At 49.2% G+C, this 17,184-nt stretch carries 18 protein-coding genes; 16 read left to right on the top strand and 2 right to left on the bottom strand.

The window, feature by feature from the left end:
• Positions 1–133 precede the first annotated feature (133 nt).
• Positions 134–976 (bottom strand): D-amino acid aminotransferase, encoded by an 843-nt coding sequence (locus DW826_RS09195; RefSeq protein WP_117470720.1) that lies wholly within the window; start codon positions 974–976, stop codon positions 134–136.
• A 417-nt stretch (positions 977–1,393) separates the two neighbouring features.
• Between DW826_RS09195 and DW826_RS09190 the strand changes: the two genes are divergently transcribed.
• Positions 1,394–2,125, top strand: coding sequence for a GTP pyrophosphokinase family protein (locus DW826_RS09190; RefSeq protein ID WP_015553556.1), 732 nt, complete (start codon positions 1,394–1,396; stop codon positions 2,123–2,125).
• 58 nt (positions 2,126–2,183) lie between these two features.
• Here the strand turns inward: DW826_RS09190 and DW826_RS09185 are convergent, their stop codons facing one another.
• Positions 2,184–3,044 carry a GNAT family N-acetyltransferase gene (locus DW826_RS09185; protein ID WP_117552574.1) on the bottom strand — a complete coding sequence of 287 codons (861 nt, stop codon included), beginning with the start codon at positions 3,042–3,044 and terminating at the stop codon, positions 2,184–2,186.
• Positions 3,045–3,336: 292 nt separating this feature from the next.
• On the opposite strand from DW826_RS09185, the gene DW826_RS09180 reads away from it, so the two are divergent.
• The 15 genes from DW826_RS09180 (at position 3,337) to purN (ending at position 17,142) form a co-directional block, all read left to right on the top strand.
• Positions 3,337–3,696 carry a CidA/LrgA family protein gene (locus tag DW826_RS09180; protein WP_015553554.1) on the top strand — a complete coding sequence of 120 codons (360 nt, stop codon included), beginning with the start codon at positions 3,337–3,339 and terminating at the stop codon, positions 3,694–3,696.
• Between the two features lie 2 nt (positions 3,697–3,698).
• Positions 3,699–4,373 (top strand): LrgB family protein, encoded by a 675-nt coding sequence (locus DW826_RS09175; RefSeq protein WP_117552573.1) that lies wholly within the window; start codon positions 3,699–3,701, stop codon positions 4,371–4,373.
• Positions 4,374–4,698: 325 nt separating this feature from the next.
• A complete protein-coding gene (pepF, locus tag DW826_RS09170) occupies positions 4,699–6,492 on the top strand; it encodes an oligoendopeptidase F (RefSeq protein ID WP_117552572.1) in 1,794 nt (597 codons plus the stop codon).
• 190 nt (positions 6,493–6,682) lie between these two features.
• Complete coding sequence (locus DW826_RS09165; protein ID WP_117552571.1) at positions 6,683–7,450, top strand: nitroreductase family protein; 768 nt, start codon at positions 6,683–6,685, stop codon at positions 7,448–7,450.
• Positions 7,451–7,629: 179 nt separating this feature from the next.
• The gene (pyrF, locus tag DW826_RS09160; RefSeq protein ID WP_015553547.1) at positions 7,630–8,547 is read left to right on the top strand and encodes an orotidine-5'-phosphate decarboxylase; all 918 of its coding nucleotides are present in this window, start codon (positions 7,630–7,632) and stop codon (positions 8,545–8,547) included.
• Positions 8,548–8,674: 127 nt separating this feature from the next.
• Complete coding sequence (locus DW826_RS09155; RefSeq protein ID WP_117485306.1) at positions 8,675–9,508, top strand: dihydroorotate dehydrogenase electron transfer subunit; 834 nt, start codon at positions 8,675–8,677, stop codon at positions 9,506–9,508.
• Entirely contained in the window at positions 9,505–10,407 is a 903-nt protein-coding gene (locus DW826_RS09150) for a dihydroorotate dehydrogenase (protein ID WP_117552570.1), read from the top strand. Before DW826_RS09155 ends, DW826_RS09150 begins: the two co-directional genes overlap by 4 nt.
• Before the next feature lie 31 nt (positions 10,408–10,438).
• Positions 10,439–11,113, top strand: a complete 675-nt coding sequence (gene pyrE, locus DW826_RS09145; RefSeq protein ID WP_117552569.1) for an orotate phosphoribosyltransferase — start codon at positions 10,439–10,441, stop codon at positions 11,111–11,113.
• 14 nt (positions 11,114–11,127) lie between these two features.
• A complete protein-coding gene (locus DW826_RS18225) occupies positions 11,128–11,277 on the top strand; it encodes a hypothetical protein (RefSeq protein WP_015553543.1) in 150 nt (49 codons plus the stop codon).
• Between the two features lie 196 nt (positions 11,278–11,473).
• Complete coding sequence (locus DW826_RS09140; protein WP_117552568.1) at positions 11,474–11,941, top strand: VanZ family protein; 468 nt, start codon at positions 11,474–11,476, stop codon at positions 11,939–11,941.
• Positions 11,922–12,239, top strand: coding sequence for a DUF6142 family protein (locus DW826_RS09135; RefSeq protein WP_021904813.1), 318 nt, complete (start codon positions 11,922–11,924; stop codon positions 12,237–12,239). Before DW826_RS09140 ends, DW826_RS09135 begins: the two co-directional genes overlap by 20 nt.
• An 85-nt stretch (positions 12,240–12,324) precedes the next feature.
• Positions 12,325–14,394 carry an aminopeptidase gene (locus tag DW826_RS09130; protein WP_117552567.1) on the top strand — a complete coding sequence of 690 codons (2,070 nt, stop codon included), beginning with the start codon at positions 12,325–12,327 and terminating at the stop codon, positions 14,392–14,394.
• Positions 14,395–14,796: 402 nt separating this feature from the next.
• Positions 14,797–15,315, top strand: coding sequence for a 5-(carboxyamino)imidazole ribonucleotide mutase (gene purE, locus DW826_RS09125; RefSeq protein WP_015553540.1), 519 nt, complete (start codon positions 14,797–14,799; stop codon positions 15,313–15,315).
• A gap of 208 nt (positions 15,316–15,523) precedes the next feature.
• On the top strand, positions 15,524–16,555 hold the full coding sequence (purM, locus tag DW826_RS09120) for a phosphoribosylformylglycinamidine cyclo-ligase (protein ID WP_117470711.1): 1,032 nt from the start codon (positions 15,524–15,526) through the stop codon (positions 16,553–16,555).
• Positions 16,549–17,142 (top strand): phosphoribosylglycinamide formyltransferase, encoded by a 594-nt coding sequence (gene purN, locus DW826_RS09115; RefSeq protein WP_015553538.1) that lies wholly within the window; start codon positions 16,549–16,551, stop codon positions 17,140–17,142. The genes purM and purN overlap by 7 nt, the downstream gene beginning before the upstream one ends.
• Positions 17,143–17,184: the final 42 nt, after the last annotated feature.

The raw sequence follows: 17,184 nt of genomic DNA, 5'->3' as shown, positions 1-17,184 counted from the left end.
AAAATCCCATCGGCGCAGCCGATCTGGAATGGATTTTTGTATGTAACTGTGAGGGTACTGAACAGTTACGGATAAAAATGGGGCTGCCGTCTCAGTGATATGTGAATATCGCTGAGCGGCAGCCCCTGATCATTTACATGGTCTCATTTTCAAATTTTTCCGTATACTTCTTCTGGATCAGATCCACTAACTCCGGTGCCTTTCCTCCGATCGGAGTGCCATTCATCTCGCAGGCCGGGGAGCAGAATTTTGTGGAGCTGGAGACAATGATCTCGTCGGCATCCATGAGTTCTGCCATGGTAAATGGTGTCTCGTCGACGATGATTCCGTTATCCTTGCAGATCTGGATGATGTGCATTCTTGTGATTCCCGGTAAAATATAGTGGTCTGTCGGGTGGGTCTTAAATACGCCGTCCTTGATGATGGAGACGTTGCTGTGGGCGCACTCAGTGACGATATCGCCGCGGTGGAAGACACATTCGCCGCATCCGAGGGACTCCGCTTTCTCTGCAGCCATGACGTTGACAAGAAGGTTCAGAGTCTTGATATTGCAGTGCAGGAAACGCGTATCCTCCATATCAGTGAGCTTTAAGCGTTTGCCGGAGTCGGCCGGTTTTCCAGGTTTCATGAAGATCCAGAGATTCGGCTTTGTTCCTTTTTCCGGGAACTGGTGCTGACGGATACCGGTTCCCCGGGTCATCTGCCAGTAGATGAAGATATCCTTATCGTCCATCTTTGCCAGCATATCATAGAGAATTGCTGCCAGCTCGTCTTTAGTATAGGGAATATCGATCTTGATCAGACCTGCGCTGTTGAAAAAACGGTCCAGATGATCTTTCAGGGCGAAGATCTTTCCATTTCTTGCCAGCGTTGCCTCGTATACTCCGTCTCCGAAGTAACATGCGCGGTCGTTCATCGGAACGGTCATCTCTTCCAGAGGCCCGAATTTGCCGTTGTAGTAGCCAAGTGTTTTCATTTACATTTCCTCCTGAATTCACGAAAAATTTTTTCGGATATAACTGAAATTATTCTATTGCTATCATAGCATGGAACAGGAGGAAAGTAAAGGAAAGAGGAAGCATTTCAGCCAATGTTTTTGGACGTATTGTATAAAACGCCCTATATTTTCCCATTGTCATATGTGAGAATTTCCTGTATAATATAGAATAATTGTAACTGTTCAGTAGGTCTGCGCATTTACTGCGCTGACCGTAAGAAAAATTAGGCTGGAAGGCAAAAATCCTATCGGCGCAGCCGATTTGGAATGGATTTTTGCGCGTAATTATGAAAATCTTGCAGGGCGGAAGCAAAGCAGCTTTTCGCGGCATGGCGGCAGATATCTGGAAAAGATCTGCCGGTATAAATAAAATCAGGAAAGTGCAGGAAGCTACCAATGAACATCAGTATGAACCCAAACGGCGAACTGTATCAGTCTGCTGTCAACGCGCCGGGAACGATCGAGATCCCGGAGAGTTTTTTAAATGAGGCACGTCAGTTCCGGGAATTGAATATGCGTTACACATGTGCGATCCGGGAAGTGAAGACGAAATTAGAGGTATTGAACGATGATCTGGCGATCCGGAATCAGAGAAACCCGATCCAGATGATCAAATCCAGAGTGAAGAAGCCGGAGAGTATTATTGAGAAGCTTCACCGCCGCGGTTTCCCGATCTCCGTAAAATCGGTACGGGAGAACCTTTACGATGTGGCGGGGATCCGCGTGATCTGTTCCTTCGTGGACGATATCTATACGGTGGCTGAGATGTTAGCACGCCAGGATGATATCAATGTCCTTATGGTAAAGGATTATATCCGATGCCCGAAGGTCAACGGATACCGCAGTTACCATATGATCATCGAAGTTCCGGTATTCTTTTCCGACCGGAAAGAAAATATGCGCGTGGAGGTCCAGATCCGGACCATCGCGATGGATTTCTGGGCTAGTCTGGACCACCAGATGAAGTATAAGAAAGATGTGGAAGATGCAAGTGAGATCAGTGAAGAGCTGAAGGAATGCGCTGAGGTGATCGCGCAGACAGATCTAAAGATGCTGTCGCTCCGCCGGAAGATCGAGGACCGGGAGAGTAAGGAAAATCTGCTCCAGTTCGATAAGGATCCGATGTAAGGAGCGGTTCGGGGACTTCGGAAGCGTAAAGTCCACAGCAGTCCCGATAAGGTATAACTTAATAGAGATAGCAGCACAGGGTTTCGGTGATACGGAACCCTGTTTTTTTGTACAGGGTGAGAGCCGGGGCGTTGCCGCCGGATACTTGGAGAAGGACCGGGCGTGGGGCAGTATTGTCAGCAGCGGCACCTGCGCTTCTCACGTCTGAAATATGGTACGAAGTTTCCGGCGAAAGTGGTGAATGCTCGATGGCGGCTGCGTTACCGTTCAGCAACTGTGCAAGTACTGTACTTAAAAACTTTGTCCCATATCCCTTACCGCGGCAGGATTCTTCCACTTCAAAGCCATAGAGGTAGTAGTGGGAAGGGAAGACGGAGAAGTTGATAACGGCGTGGTCAGAGTGAAAGCGGAGAGTCAGAGCGCCGTCAAGATTCAGACATTCCGAGTGAATATCAGCAATTAAATCAAGGGCACTGACATCGGATCCTGTCTGGCTGGAGCGGCAGTCAGTGATGGAAAAGTTTTCTGGCAGCAGCTTCATCATATGTTCTTCGGAATTCATTTCTGCTCCGATCGCCTCCAGAACGGCAGCAGCGGCAGAATTTCTCTTATCCGCATAAAAAATCAACTCCGAATCTTCCGGAAGTTCATCGATTCCCGCATCCAGAAGCCCAGAAAAGAGTCCATGACCGCGAAACTTCGGATCCGTGAAGGCAGAGCATTCATAGAGCAGGCCCTCTATAGGGATAAAAGCGATGGCGGAGACGATGGAACCGTCGTGTTCAAAATAGAGAAAGAGATCAGCCTCATCAAACGGGAACGAAAGTCTGGTTCTGTCAGAATCGGTGCATTTATTTACCATGGTTTGGAGCTGTCTGATCTGGGAAGAATCAAGGGAATGGACCCTGTGTAATTTCATAAAAAAATCCTCCTGAAAAAAGCCGGAAAATTTCCGAAAGTCATTTACTGGAATACCATACTGATTCCGGGCAGTGGAATGCTTTGCGGATTGCCAGAGCACGCAGTGCGGAGTGATCCTGTATCGGAGAGAGTAAAAGCTTTTTGTCTCCAATATCATGAACATAAGTATATACAGAAAAATCGACCAATTCAAGAAAAATTCCGTGCTTTTTTCTATTGCCGTTCCGCATAAGCGGTGCTAAAATGGTTGCTAGTCTTTGCGTGAGACAACAAAATGAGGAGGAAACATTATGAAGTACGTGAAGGAAATTGTGATCATCTTCGGGATCACAATGGTCGGAGAACTCTTAAATAAGTTCATTCCGCTTCCGGTACCTGCCGGAGTATATGGTCTGTTCATTCTTCTTGGCGGTCTGTGCAGCGGAATCATTAAGCTCTCTGACGTGGAAGTTACGGGAAACCTGCTTCTGGATCTGATGCCGGTGATGTTTATCCCGGCGGCTGTGGGAATTATTGATAAGATCGAAGAGCTGAAGGCTGTCATGATCCCGATGCTCATCATTACCTTCGTGACCACATTCATCGTCATGTCCATCACCGGAGTAACGGCAGAGTGGATCATCAAGAGACAGAAGAAAGGGGAGAAATAGAGATGCCGTTATATTTTGGAGTATTTGTCAGTCTTTTCGCATACCTGATCGGTATGGAATTAAAGAAGAAATTCGGCTGGCCGGTGTTAAATCCGCTGCTTGTGGCGATCATTCTCGTAATCGCGTTTTTAAAGGCCACGGGGATCACCTACACGGATTATAATGAGGGAGCGTCCTATATCAGCTATTTTCTGACCCCGGCGACGGTATGCCTTGCGATCCCGCTTTACAAGCAGCTGGAACTGTTGAAGAGAAACTTGACGGCTGTTGCGACGGCGATCACCGCGGGTGTCATCGGAAGCGTTGTCAGCGTCTATGTGATGTCCATGGTCTTTAAGCTGGAACATGTGCACTATGTATCCCTGCTTCCGAAGTCCATCACCACAGCGATCGGAATGGGCGTATCTGAGGAAGCAGGTGGGATCGTGACCATGACCATCGTGAGCATCATCATCACAGGAATTCTTGGAAATATCGTTGCGGACGGCTGGTTCAAGCTCATCGGAATCAAGGAGCCGATCGCGAAAGGCCTGGCACTGGGAACATCCGCCCATGCTATTGGAACAGCAAAGGCCCTGGAGCTTGGTGAAGTGGAAGGTGCCATGAGCAGCCTGTCTATCGCGGTAGCAGGACTTATGACGGTTGTGAGCGTGCCGATCATGTCGGGATTGATCTGATCGTTAGACGTATTTTTATAGCTGCATTGGTCCGACCAATAAATGGAGAAATGTGTCCTGAATGCATGAACCTGCGCAAATGTGTAAGCTGCTGTACGTGGCTGTGCGGGGCAAATCAATGTATCAGGGCACATTCTTTTATAAACGAAATATACCAACATTGAATTCTGTCACTGGTGAACATTCATGACCTTTGCTTCGTGATGAACGGAGTGGGGGGACACGCAATAATTTGAGAAAAAATTAAAAATGGGATGGATTTTTGCGCGGGATTGTGCAAAAATTAGATCATGAAAAAGATCTGATTTAAGAAGGAGAGAAAGCCATGGCTGAGAGTGTAAAGAAACGTTCAGAGATCGAAGAACAGGATACCTGGAAACTGGAGGACATGATCGAATCACCGGAAAAGTTCGAGGAACTCATGGACGGTGTGGAGGAGCGGATCCAGGAGTATGAGGCATACCGGGAAAAACTTGGAAACTCCGCGGAATACCTGAAGAACTATCTGACATATGATGAGTCTGTGGACGAGACACTTTCTCTCCTTTATGCGTATGCGATGCAGAGGCGGGACCAGGATACCTCCGTCAGCGAGAACCAGGCGCTGGTGTCGAGAGTCCAGTCCCTGGCTGTGAAGGCGATGGCGGCATCTTCCTTCGCGGATCCGGAGATTTTAAGTATCCCGGATGAGAAGATGGCAGAATTTCTTGCATCTCCGGAGCTTGCCCACTATAAGAAACAGCTGGAACGGCTGCTGGCGAAAAAGGCTCACAGGTTATCGGAGAAGGAGGAGGCGATCTTAGCTGCCGCCTCCGAGATCTCGGGAACTCCATCATCGGTGTTTGCCCTGTTCAACAACGCGGATCTGAAATTTGAGCCGGTGAAGGATGAAAACGGGGAGCTGGTGGATGTGACCCATGCGAGATACGGAAAACTTATCGAGAGCAGGGACAGAGATGTCCGCGAGGCGGCGTTCCACTCCCTGTATGCTTCTTACCGCCAGTTTGCGAACACCGTGGCTGCGAATTATGAGGGAAATGTCAAGCAGGGAAATTTCTATGCGAGAACGAGAAAATATCCGTCCGCAAGAGCCATGTACCTGGCGGGGAATGAGATCCCGGAAAAGGTTTACGACAACCTGATCGAGTCCGTCCATAACGCTCTGCCGCTGATGCACCGGTACATGAAATTCAGAAAGAGCTATATGAATGTCTCTGAGCTTCACATGTATGATCTCTATGTGCCGCTGACGGAGGATTATGAGAAGACCTACACCTACAAGGAGGCGCAGGAGCTGATCTTAAAGGCGCTGAAGCCGTTAGGAGAGGAGTATCTGAATCTCTTGAGAACAGGATTTGAGAACCGCTGGATCGACGTCTATGAGAACGAGGGAAAAAGAAGCGGCGCGTACTCCAACAGCGCTTACGGCGTTCACCCGTATGTGCTGATGAGCTTTGATGGGACATTGAATTCTGTCCTCACACTGGCGCATGAGATGGGGCATTCCATCCACTCCTGGTATTCCAACGCGAACCAGAGCTACACCTACGCCGGATACAGGATCTTTGTGGCTGAGGTGGCCTCCACCTGCAATGAGATTCTGCTCTTAAACTACATGATCAACGAGGCAAAGGACAGAAAAGAGAAGTTTTATCTGGTGAACCAGCTTGCGGAACGGTTCCGTACGACACTTTTCCGTCAGGCCCTGTTCGCGGAGTTTGAGTGGGAGACTTATAAGCTTTCCTGGAATGGAACCCCGCTCACAAAAGATTTGCTCTGTGGTCTTTACCATGAGCTGAATTCGGAGTATTATGGGAAAGAGACCGTGATCGACTCCGACATCGACCACGAGTGGGAGCGGATCCCGCACTTTTACATGCAGTTTTATGTGTACCAGTATGCCACCGGATTTTCGGCGGCGATGGCCATCGCGAGACGGATCCTGGCAGGCGACCCGGAGACGAAGGAAGGCTATTTCCGCTTCTTAAAAGGCGGTTGTTCCAGGACACCGGTGGAATTACTGAAGCTTGTAGGTCTTGACATGGAAGAGCCGGAAGTTGTGAATGAGGCTATGAAGGTGTTTAAAGATCTGCTGGATGAGATGGAAGAGCTGGCGTAAAAAGAAATTTTTTGTCAGGGATTTCTGGTTCGTACCGACGCAGTACGGACTGAAAGGTATCAAAATGTAAATCATTGCAGCAAGTATGCAGGCTTGCTGAGCAGTTGCAGTTTGTCAATTATGAAATCAGGATGCAGTGTTTGCCGGGAAAAGTGATAATATCCGGCATGAGGGGAAGAGGCGAGCAGTTATGAGTATTTATGAGGCGATTTTTAATCGATACTCCGTCAGAGAATACCGGATGGAAAAGATTGAGCCGGAGAGATTGGAAGCGTTGAAACGGTATTTGAAAACCGTAGCGCTTTTAGATGAGGAAAAGCCGGTAGAATTTGAGATCGTGGACAACACCGACAAAAAGCAGAAAGTCCACGGACTCTGGAAGACGGAAGCGCCGTACTACCTTGCGGTATATTGCGGTGACGACCGTCTGTCCATGCGGAACGCGGGATACGCAGCAGAGCAGGCAGTCCTCTACCTTACATCGAAGGAACTCGGAACCTGCTATCTCGGAGCGACAAAAGCAGGGGAGGATAAAAAAGACGGACTGAAGCGTTTCCTCGTGATCGCTTTCGGCAAAGCATCCGCAAAGCCGTTCCGCGATTCGTCCATGGCCCACAGAAACTCCCTGGCAGCTCTCTGTGCCTTCAAGGATGAACCGGGAGAACAGGTAAAGTCGATCCTCCGCGCCGCCCGCCTCGCCCCGTCCTCCTTCAACTCCCAGCCCTGGCGCTTCGTCGTTTACTCCGACCGCCTCTACATCTTCATGAAAAAAGCCGCCCCATTCTCCGGAAAAGGAGCGAAGGCCTTCAAGGAGTTCAACATGGGAATCATGCTGTCACATATCATGCTGGCAGCAGAGGAATACTGGATGAATATGGAGACGCTGGTGGAGGAGCAGTTTGCGAAGAAGGATTATAAGAATGGGGAGTATGTCTGTACGATTGTGTTTCATAGTTGAAAAACGCCACACCGCATCTGTCTGGCCTCCTCCCCATCTGTCACAATATTCCCCGATTCTCCTCAAATTGCAGAAATTTTCCCAACCTCTATATTTCTACTTGAAACCGGAAACACCATATGCTAAAATTGGAAAGAATAAGGTGTTGTAGAAACGCAACTACATCGGAGGAGGAAACTATGATCAGTCAGCTCATACAGAAGATTCAGAAGACAAAGGCACCGATCTGCGTCGGTCTTGACCCTATGTTAGGTTATATCCCGAACCATATTGTCCAGAGAGCATTTAAGGACTTCGGCGAGACCATGGAAGGAGCTGCCGAGGCTGTATGGCAGTTTAACAAAGAAATTATTGATAACACTTATGATTTGATTCCCTCAGTGAAACCGCAGATTGCAATGTATGAGCAGTTTGGCATTGAGGGTCTTAAAATATATGCCCGCACGATCGAATACTGCCAGAATAAGGGACTCCTTGTGATCGGTGACGTAAAGAGAGGCGATATCGGATCCACTTCCTCCGCATATGCAGTTGGACATATCGGAAGTGTAAAAGTTGGAAGCAATGAATGCCGCGGTTTCAATACGGATTTTATCACCGTAAACCCGTACCTCGGAACAGACGGAATCAAACCGTTCGTCAATGTCTGCAACGATGAGGACAGAGGCCTTTTCGTTCTCGTTAAGACATCCAACCCGTCCAGCGGCGAGTTTCAGGACCGCCTTGTAGATGGAAGACCGCTCTACGAGTTAGTCGCAGAGAAGGTCGTTGAGTGGGGCGAAGCAAGCATGGACGGCGATTACAGCAACGTAGGCGCTGTTGTGGGCGCTACATATCCGGAGATGAGCAAGATCTTAAGAAAGCTCATGCCGAAAACATACTTCCTTGTACCGGGCTACGGCGCACAGGGCGGTACCGCGAAAGACTTAATGCACTGCTTCAACGAGGATGGTCTCGGAGCTGTCGTAAACTCCTCCAGAGGAATCATCGCTGCGTATAAGCAGGAGAAATACGCAAAGTTCGGTCCGGAACATTTCGCAGAGGCATCCAGACAGGCCGTTGTGGATATGATCGCGGATATCAACTCCGTATTATAATAGTACATTGAAAATTTATCAGCCATGGCGTATGTCCGTGGCTGATGTGTTGTAACCATATAAAAACAGTGTTTCGGAAAGCTGGAAAAGCACCGGAATACTGATAGTAAACCACCAGGAGGAAACCATGGCACAGAAAAAAGTAAACGCTGTGATCCACAGCCAGGAAAAACTGGCGGAGGGAATCTACAGCATGTGGCTTGACGCACCGGAGATGGCAAAAGCAGCCGTACCGGGACAGTTTATCGCTGTTTACACCAATGACCAGTCAAAGCTTCTGCCGCGTCCGATCAGTATCTGCGAGGCGGACAAGGAGAATGGAAGACTTCGGATCGTTTACCGCATCGCGGGAGCCGGAACAAAGGAATTTTCCGCATACAAGGAAGGCGATACCCTCGATATTATGGGACCGCTGGGAAATGGATTCCCCTTAAAGAAGAAAAAAGCATTCCTGATCGGCGGCGGAATCGGAATCCCGCCGATGTTAGAGCTTGCTAAGAACCTGGACTGCGAGAAGACAGCAGTCATCGGTTACAGAGATAAAGAGACCTTCCTCGCGGACGAGCTTCGCAAATACGCCGATGTCGTGATCGCGACAGAGGATGGAAGTGTTGGAACAAAGGGAAATGTCATCGACGCGATCCGCGCGGAGAAGCTTACCGCGGATATTATCTACGCATGCGGACCAACTCCGATGTTGAAGGCATTAAAGACCTACGCAATGGAGAACGGGATCGAGTGCTATATCTCTCTGGAAGAAAAGATGGCATGCGGAATCGGTGCCTGTCTTGGCTGTGTATGCCACAGCAAGGACATTGATGAGCACAGTAACGTGAGAAACAAGAGAATCTGCAAGGACGGTCCGGTATTCCGCGCAGAGGAGGTAGAACTTCTGACTCCGGACGAGCAGCGCGAGCGCATCGCCTCCGGCATCATGATCAAAAAGGAGGAGCAGGCATGAATACAAAAGTAACACTTGCCGGTGTAGAGTTAAAGAATCCGGTGATGACCTGTTCCGGTACCTTTGGTTCCGGTATGGAATATGGCGAGATGATCGATCTTGACCGTCTCGGCGCTGTTGTAACAAAAGGAATCGCAAACATGCCGTGGCCGGGAAATCCGACCCCGCGAGTGACGGAAGTTTACGGCGGAATGTTAAATGCTATCGGTCTTCAGGGACCGGGCGTCGACGTGTTCATGAAGCGCGACGTTCCGTTCTTAAGACAGCATGACACAAAGATCATCGTTAATGTCTGCGGAAAGTCCGAGAGCGACTATGTGGATGTTGTGGAGCGTCTCGCTGACGCTGATGTAGATATGCTTGAGATCAATATCTCCTGCCCGAACGTAAAAGAGGGCGGAATCGCATTCGGCCAGGATCCGAAATGCGCGGAACAGATCACAAAGGCGGTAAAGAAGGTCGCAAAGCAGCCGGTGATCATGAAGCTTTCCCCGAACGTTACGGATATCGCTGAGATGGCGAGAGCCGTTGAGGCAGGCGGAGCGGATGTGGTATCTCTGATCAACACCATCACGGGAATGAAGATCGATATCAACAAGCGCACATTCGCCCTGGCAAACAAGACCGGCGGTATGTCCGGCCCGGCGATCAAACCGGTGGCTGTCCGCATGGTATATCAGGTCGCCAACGCTGTGAAGATCCCGCTGATCGGAATGGGCGGCATTATGACGGCTGAGGACGCGCTGGAGTTCATCCTCGCAGGCGCGACAGCAGTGTCCATCGGAACCGCGAATTTCATCAACCCGGATACGACGATCCAGGTGATCGAGGGCATCGAGGCGTACATGAAGAAGTACGGTGTGGAAGATATCCACGAGTTAATTGGTGCTGTGCACTAAGAATATTATTTTGAAAGGAAGTTTTTAGGTCATGGAAAAGTACAAGCAGGAATTTATTGAATTCATGGTTGATTGCGGCGTATTAAAATTTGGAGATTTCGTAACAAAGAGCGGAAGAAAGACTCCGTTTTTCGTAAACACAGGATTCTACCGCACAGGCGCCCAGCTCAGAAAGCTTGGCGAGTACTACGCAAAAGCGATCAATGATACATTCGGAACAGACTTCGATGTTCTCTTTGGACCGGCTTACAAGGGAATTCCGCTGACCGTTGCAACAAGCATGGCGATCAGTGAGCACTTCGGCGCAGACATCAAGTACTGCTCCAACAGAAAAGAAGTAAAAGACCACGGTGACAAGGGAATCCTTCTCGGCAGCCCGATTGCTGACGGTGAAAAGGTCGTTATCATCGAGGACGTAACAACAGCGGGTACATCCATCGAGGAGACACTTCCGATCATCAAGGCGCAGGGCGATGTCGATGTTCTCGGCCTTGTTGTATCCGTAGACCGCTGCGAGAGAGGTAAAGGCGAGAAGTCCGCTCTTACCGAGATCCAGGAGAAATACGGTTTCCGCACAACAGCGATCGTAACCATGAAGGAAGTAGTTGAACACCTTTACAACAAAGAGTACAAGGGAAAAGTTATCATCGACGACACATTAAAAGCAGCGATCGACGCATACTATGAGCAGTATGGCGTAAAATAAGAAGGAGCGGTTTTATGGAAAAAATTTATAAGACCATGAGAAACACAGGGGCAGCGAGCATCGCGGTTGGAGTTATCGTTGCATCTGTCGGACTTGCTGCCGGAATCATCGCGATCGTGAACGGGGCACTGCTTCTTAAGAGAAAATCTGAGATTACGTTTTAATCGGATCAGGGCGGTTTTAACGCGGCTGTGAAAACAAAAAGAGCGGTGAAGCATGCCTGAAAAGTGAAATGAACGGAGTGGGAGATGTGGCCTTTATGGCGGCATCTCCTTTCCTGCTTAAAAATTCGGAGAGTATCCGGAGAGAAGGACCACGAAACAGGAACCCCTGTTTTGGTGGGAATGGAGAATTTTGAAAATGAAAAAACACAGACATCGGATTCTCGGGGCGGTTCTTTTTGTCCTGTATCTGGTTCTGCTGACATATTTCCTGTTTTTCGCCGAAGAAATGGGGCGCAGCCCCGACGCGAGGGCCGAATATTCCTACAACCTGACCCTTTTTAAAGAGATTCGGCGCTTTCTTTTATACAGGAACATTCTTGGCTGGCGCGCGGTGTTCTTGAATATTTTCGGCAACGTGCTGGCATTTATGCCCTTTGGCTTTTTTCTGCCGGTCATCTGGGTGCGGACGAGACACTGGTATATCACAGTACTCTTAAGCTTTGTCATGAGTCTTCTTGTGGAGACGATGCAGCTTGTCGGCAAAGTCGGAAGCTTTGATGTGGATGACCTGCTCTTAAATACCATCGGTGGTTTTGCCGGGTATATTATTTTTGTCCTTGCGAGAGGCGTTTGGGAGAGATACAGTGGAACGAATCGGAAATAAAGTATCGTATATTAAAAAGCCGTTTGCAAAGAACAGTTTTGTGGCGGCAGGGCTCGCAGCGGCGGCACTTGTCTTTTATGCCGCCGCCATCAGCTTTTCGTACTATACCCAGGGGAATGCACCGCTTGCGGCTGCGGCTCTGGGTTTTTGCAGTATTATCATTGCGGTGTCATCGGTGGTCTATGGTGTATTTGCCATGATGGAGAAAGAGAAGAATTATCTTCTGGCGAAGATCAGCCTTGCGGCGGCGGGGATCCTGCTGCTGGTGTGGGTACTGATGATCGTGTTTGCGCTGTAAAGATGACAGGGCGGAACCGGGAACAGCGGTCCGGAGCGCATCTTTTTCAGGTGCGGAAAATGAACGTGAAATGGAGGCATGACACATGGAACAAGATCTGATCAGAGAGCGCTATGACCTTTCCATGGCGCGGATCCAGGAAATTCTGACGGAAGAGACGGTACCGGAAAACTACCGGGATTATTTTAGAAAAGTGACAGAGTTCATTATCCAGTGCGGTGAGGTCTTAAAGGCGAAAGAGGACGGAAGCCTGGATCAGATGACACTGGAAGAGGGAAGAACGTTAAACCATAAGCTTTATGCGGATGTTCTTCCGGAAAACTATGAGACAAGCTATACGAATCCGGCTTACGCGGTGAAGACGCTGGGGGAGGAGTACGGAAAGCTTCTTTCCTATCTCTATGCGGAGATCCGCGGGGATATCATTTACGCGTTTGAGGGACGTGTTCTGGATCTCGTGATCGGAAACGAGGCACTGATCGAGATCTACAACCTCTTTGAGGGCGAGACACTTCCGGCAGCGAAGGAGATCAAGGATGTGCTCTACTGGAGCGCCAGCGACTACTGTGACGTGACTCTGACTTACCGTGTACAGGAAGGCGTGGATCCAAAGCTTGACTTCGCGAAAAAGATCATCATGGAGAGTGACCTTTCCGATCTCTCGTATCTCTACCGGTTCGGTGCGTATATTTCCCCGGAAGAGGAGAAGACAGCGGCGTTCTTAAACAGCCTGCCGGAGGAAGAGATCAGGAAGATGGCAGATACCTATACTGACGGATATATCCGTGGATTTGAGGTCATGGGCCGGGATCTTTCGAAGAAGAAGACGGTGTCAGTGCGTTATCCGATCGGTTTTGAACGCATGGTACGCCAGGCAGTAAAAAATTTCGAGGCAGCGGGGCTTTCTGTGATCTTTTGCAGAAGTGCTGTGGGCAGCATCAACCGGAATCCGGCAGGACGCGGCGGATACGCATCCTCTTCCCCGAACAGACAGTATGATTATGACCATCGTTATGACAGCGCAGTCTATATGGATAAGGCGTTCCGTGACCGGAAGATCGGTGTCTTAAAGACGGCCTACGAGCAGTATAAAGAGGACGCAGCCGCTTACGCGGGACCGGCGGTCATCGAGACCTTCGGCGAGCCGGGCTTTGAGCCAGTGAATAAGCCGGAGGCATGGGCGTTTACGGAGAAACAGCAGAACCTTTATCTGGAGTACAGGAATCTCTCTATGCCGGTGGTGAACGAATATATTCCGGGGGATGAGACGAGCTTTACGATCATCGCGTTCCCGGTTCCGGCAATCGGGGAACTGTTCCCGGAGATCTTTAAGGAGACGATCCGGATCAACACCCTGGATTACGAACTTTACCGTGACATGCAGCAGAAGATCATTGATGTTCTCGATACGGCGGAGTATGTGGAGATCACCGGAAAAGGGGAGAACCAGACGAACATGCAGGTCCAGCTGGCTGCGATTTCCAACCCGGAAAAGCAGACGAAGTTTGAGAACTGTGTGGCGGATGTAAATATTCCGCTTGGCGAGGTGTTCACTTCCCCGAAGCTTGCGGGAACGAACGGAATCTTAAATGTGGGAACGGTTTATATCGGAGATATCCAGTACCGGAATCTCCGCATGGAATTCAAGGACGGCCGTGTGGTTTCAGCGATATGCGATAACTTCGTGGAAAATGGAGTGATCGATCAGGAAGCCGGACACCGCCTTATTGTGCAGGGAATCATGAACGGTCATGAGACGCTGCCCCTCGGCGAGTTTGCCATCGGAACGAACACGACGGCCTACGCCATGGCGGAGAAGTTTGGAATTCTGGACCGTCTGCCGATCCTTATCGTCGAGAAGATGGGACCGCACTTTGCAGTTGGCGACACCTGCTACAGCTGGTCTGAGGACAGCCCGATGTACAATCCGGACGGCAAGGAGATGATCGCGAGAGACAACGAAGTTTCTATATTAAGGAAGGAAGATGTCTCGAAGGCGTACTTCGGCGTCCACACGGATATCACGATCCCATATAAGGAGCTGGAGAGAATTTCCGCAGTCCATACAGACGGAACGAAGATAGATATCATTTTGGACGGAAGGTTTGTGCTGGCGGGGCTGGATGAATTAAATAGGCCGCTGGATGAAAAATAAGAAAAAGTTGTAACTGTGAAGATACAGAATCGTTACAAAAAGTTTTATCAGACTGCAAAACCGGAATAGCATAGAGAAAATTATGAACACAGTGGTTATGCAGCTGATGACAGGACACCCTGAAATATGTAATTCATTTATGTATTTCAGGGTGTTTTTACATAATTACACTGAGTGTGGACACTTGTGGTCCCAGGAAAAGCCGCTGACAGACCGATGGATAGGAAGAATATTATATTTTGCAGTATCACATCACTGCATGAAGTTGGCAGAATCTACGGATTCCTACTTGACGCGCATAAAAAAACCTTGTATTATGATTGATAAGGAAATATTGTTACTAAAAAGCTATTTATTAGAATTACTTATCAATAATCGTTACACTCATAAGGAGAAAAAACAATGGCAAAAGTTGGAATTGTAATGGGCAGTGACTCTGATATGCCGATCATGGCACAGGCTGCCGAGGTACTGGAACAGTTTGGTATTGATTTTGAAATGACGATCATTTCCGCTCACAGAGAGCCGGATACATTTTTCGAGTACGCGAAGAGCGCCGAGAGCAAAGGCATGAAGGTCATTATCGCCGGCGCAGGCAAGGCAGCTCATCTTCCGGGTATGTGCGCAGCGATCTTTCCGCTTCCTGTCATCGGAATCCCGATGAAGACTTCTGACTTAGGCGGCGTGGATTCCCTCTATTCTATCGTACAGATGCCGTCCGGAATCCCGGTAGCGACCGTAGCGATCAACGGAGGAAAGAATGCCGGAATCCTTGCGGCAAAGATCCTTGCGGCATCCGATCCGGAGCTTCTTGAAAAATTAAAAGCTTATTCTGAGAAGATGAAGACAGAAGTTGAGAGCAAGGCAGAGAAGCTCGACAAGATCGGATACAAAGAGTATCTTGCTTCCATGAAAAAATGACAAGTAACAGAGATATTAAAAACAGAGTTCCCGCAGAAAGAAAGGTGAGTAGCTGCCGGGCATTGTGTTTCCAGCAGGGTCTGATGAAGACACAGTGTAAACTCATATAAGCATAAAAAATATAGAAATCGGGACATGATCGCGCATGCAACATGCAGAATGTGCAGAGAATGTCCGAGAACATAAGATTCTCCAGGAGGAAATACATATGGATTACAAGAAAGCCGGAGTTGATATCGAGGCTGGTTACAAGTCTGTAGAACTGATGAAAGAGCATGTTAAGAAGACCATGCGTGAGGAAGTTTTAGGTGGTCTTGGCGGATTTTCCGGTGCATTCTCCCTCGCAAAGATCAAAGATATGGAGGAGCCGGTCCTTCTTTCCGGTACTGACGGATGTGGAACAAAGGTGAAACTTGCGATGATCATGGACAAGCATGACACCATCGGTATCGATGCAGTTGCCATGTGTGTCAACGATATCGCGTGTGCAGGCGGTGAGCCGTTATTCTTCTTAGACTATATTGCATGCGGCAAGAACTATCCGGAAAAGATCGCGGATATCGTAAAAGGTGTTGCGGAAGGCTGTCTCCAGTCTGAAGCTGCCCTGATCGGCGGTGAGACCGCAGAGCATCCGGGTCTTATGGCAGAGGATGAGTATGACCTTGCAGGTTTCTCCGTTGGCGTCTGCGATAAAAAGGATATGATCACAGGTGAGGATCTTCAGCCGGGTGATGTGCTGATCGGAATGGCTTCCACAGGCGTTCACTCCAACGGTTTCTCTCTTGTCCGCAAGGTATTTGAGAAAGAGATGACTGCGGAGGGCTTAAATACATATTACGACGAGCTTGGAAAGACTCTTGGTGAGACACTTCTCGCTCCGACAAGAATCTATGTGAAAGCTTTAAAGAACGTGAAAAAAGCAGGCGTTACCGTAAAGGCATGCAGCCATATCACAGGCGGCGGCTTCTACGAGAATGTTCCGCGTATGTTAAAGGATGGTGTCCGCGCTGTGATTCATAAAGACAGCTACCAGATCCCGCCGATCTTCCCGCTGATGCAGAAAAAGGGCGAGATCGATGAGAAGATCATGTACAATACCTTCAACATGGGAATCGGCATGGTCGTTGCAGTCGCTGAGGAAGATGTCCGCACAACGATGGCAGCCATGAAGGCAGCAGGAGATATCCCATACATCATCGGATCCATCGAGGCAGGAGAAAAGGGAGTGACCTTATGTTAAGAGTCGGCGTTCTTGTTTCCGGCGGAGGAACGAATCTTCAGGCGATCTTAGATGCCATCGACGCGGGAACGATCCGCAATGCGAAGGTAGAGGTTGTCATCAGCAACAACGCAGGCGCGTTTGCTTTGGAGCGCGCGAAAAAGCATGGGATTCCGGCTGAGTGTCTTTCACCGAAGGATTTTGCGTCCAGGGAGGAGTTCAATGAGGCCCTGGTTGCTAAAATCGATTCCTATGAGCTGGATCTCATCGTGCTGGCAGGATATCTCGTGAAGATCCCTGCAGCCATGATCGAAAAATACAGAGATAAGATCATCAATATCCACCCGTCTTTGATTCCGTCCTTCTGCGGTGTCGGCTTCTACGGACTGAAGGTCCATGAGGCTGCTCTTCGGAGAGGTGTAAAGATCACCGGTGCGACGGTACATTTTGTGGACGAGGGAATGGATTCCGGTCCGATCATCTTACAGAAGGCTGTTGAAGTGGAAAAAGGTGACACGCCGGAGGTCCTTCAGCGCCGCGTCATGGAACAGGCAGAGTGGAAGATCCTGCCGAAGGCCATCGACATGATCGCAAACGGAGAGATCTGATACAGGATAGAAGACAGCCGTTCCTGGCTGCGCGGGGCGTAT

It is taken from the genome of Clostridium sp. AM34-11AC, from assembly GCF_003435375.1.
GTDB classification, from domain to species: domain Bacteria; phylum Bacillota; class Clostridia; order Lachnospirales; family Lachnospiraceae; genus Pilosibacter; species Pilosibacter fragilis.
This window is presented reverse-complemented; position numbering and strand designations above follow the sequence as displayed.

Coding starts and splice junctions, on each gene's coding strand:
- purE (WP_015553540.1), top strand. CDS start 14,797: ATGGCAAAAGTTGGAATTGTAATGGGCAGTGACTCTGATATGCCGATC.
- DW826_RS09175 (WP_117552573.1), top strand. CDS start 3,699: ATGCCGTTATATTTTGGAGTATTTGTCAGTCTTTTCGCATACCTGATC.
- DW826_RS09150 (WP_117552570.1), top strand. CDS start 9,505: ATGAATACAAAAGTAACACTTGCCGGTGTAGAGTTAAAGAATCCGGTG.
- DW826_RS09180 (WP_015553554.1), top strand. CDS start 3,337: ATGAAGTACGTGAAGGAAATTGTGATCATCTTCGGGATCACAATGGTC.
- DW826_RS09165 (WP_117552571.1), top strand. CDS start 6,683: ATGAGTATTTATGAGGCGATTTTTAATCGATACTCCGTCAGAGAATAC.
- DW826_RS09195 (WP_117470720.1), bottom strand. CDS start 976: ATGAAAACACTTGGCTACTACAACGGCAAATTCGGGCCTCTGGAAGAG.
- pyrF (WP_015553547.1), top strand. CDS start 7,630: ATGATCAGTCAGCTCATACAGAAGATTCAGAAGACAAAGGCACCGATC.
- DW826_RS09190 (WP_015553556.1), top strand. CDS start 1,394: ATGAACATCAGTATGAACCCAAACGGCGAACTGTATCAGTCTGCTGTC.
- purM (WP_117470711.1), top strand. CDS start 15,524: ATGGATTACAAGAAAGCCGGAGTTGATATCGAGGCTGGTTACAAGTCT.
- DW826_RS09155 (WP_117485306.1), top strand. CDS start 8,675: ATGGCACAGAAAAAAGTAAACGCTGTGATCCACAGCCAGGAAAAACTG.
- DW826_RS18225 (WP_015553543.1), top strand. CDS start 11,128: ATGGAAAAAATTTATAAGACCATGAGAAACACAGGGGCAGCGAGCATC.
- purN (WP_015553538.1), top strand. CDS start 16,549: ATGTTAAGAGTCGGCGTTCTTGTTTCCGGCGGAGGAACGAATCTTCAG.
- DW826_RS09140 (WP_117552568.1), top strand. CDS start 11,474: ATGAAAAAACACAGACATCGGATTCTCGGGGCGGTTCTTTTTGTCCTG.
- DW826_RS09185 (WP_117552574.1), bottom strand. CDS start 3,044: ATGAAATTACACAGGGTCCATTCCCTTGATTCTTCCCAGATCAGACAG.
- DW826_RS09130 (WP_117552567.1), top strand. CDS start 12,325: ATGGAACAAGATCTGATCAGAGAGCGCTATGACCTTTCCATGGCGCGG.
- pepF (WP_117552572.1), top strand. CDS start 4,699: ATGGCTGAGAGTGTAAAGAAACGTTCAGAGATCGAAGAACAGGATACC.
- pyrE (WP_117552569.1), top strand. CDS start 10,439: ATGGAAAAGTACAAGCAGGAATTTATTGAATTCATGGTTGATTGCGGC.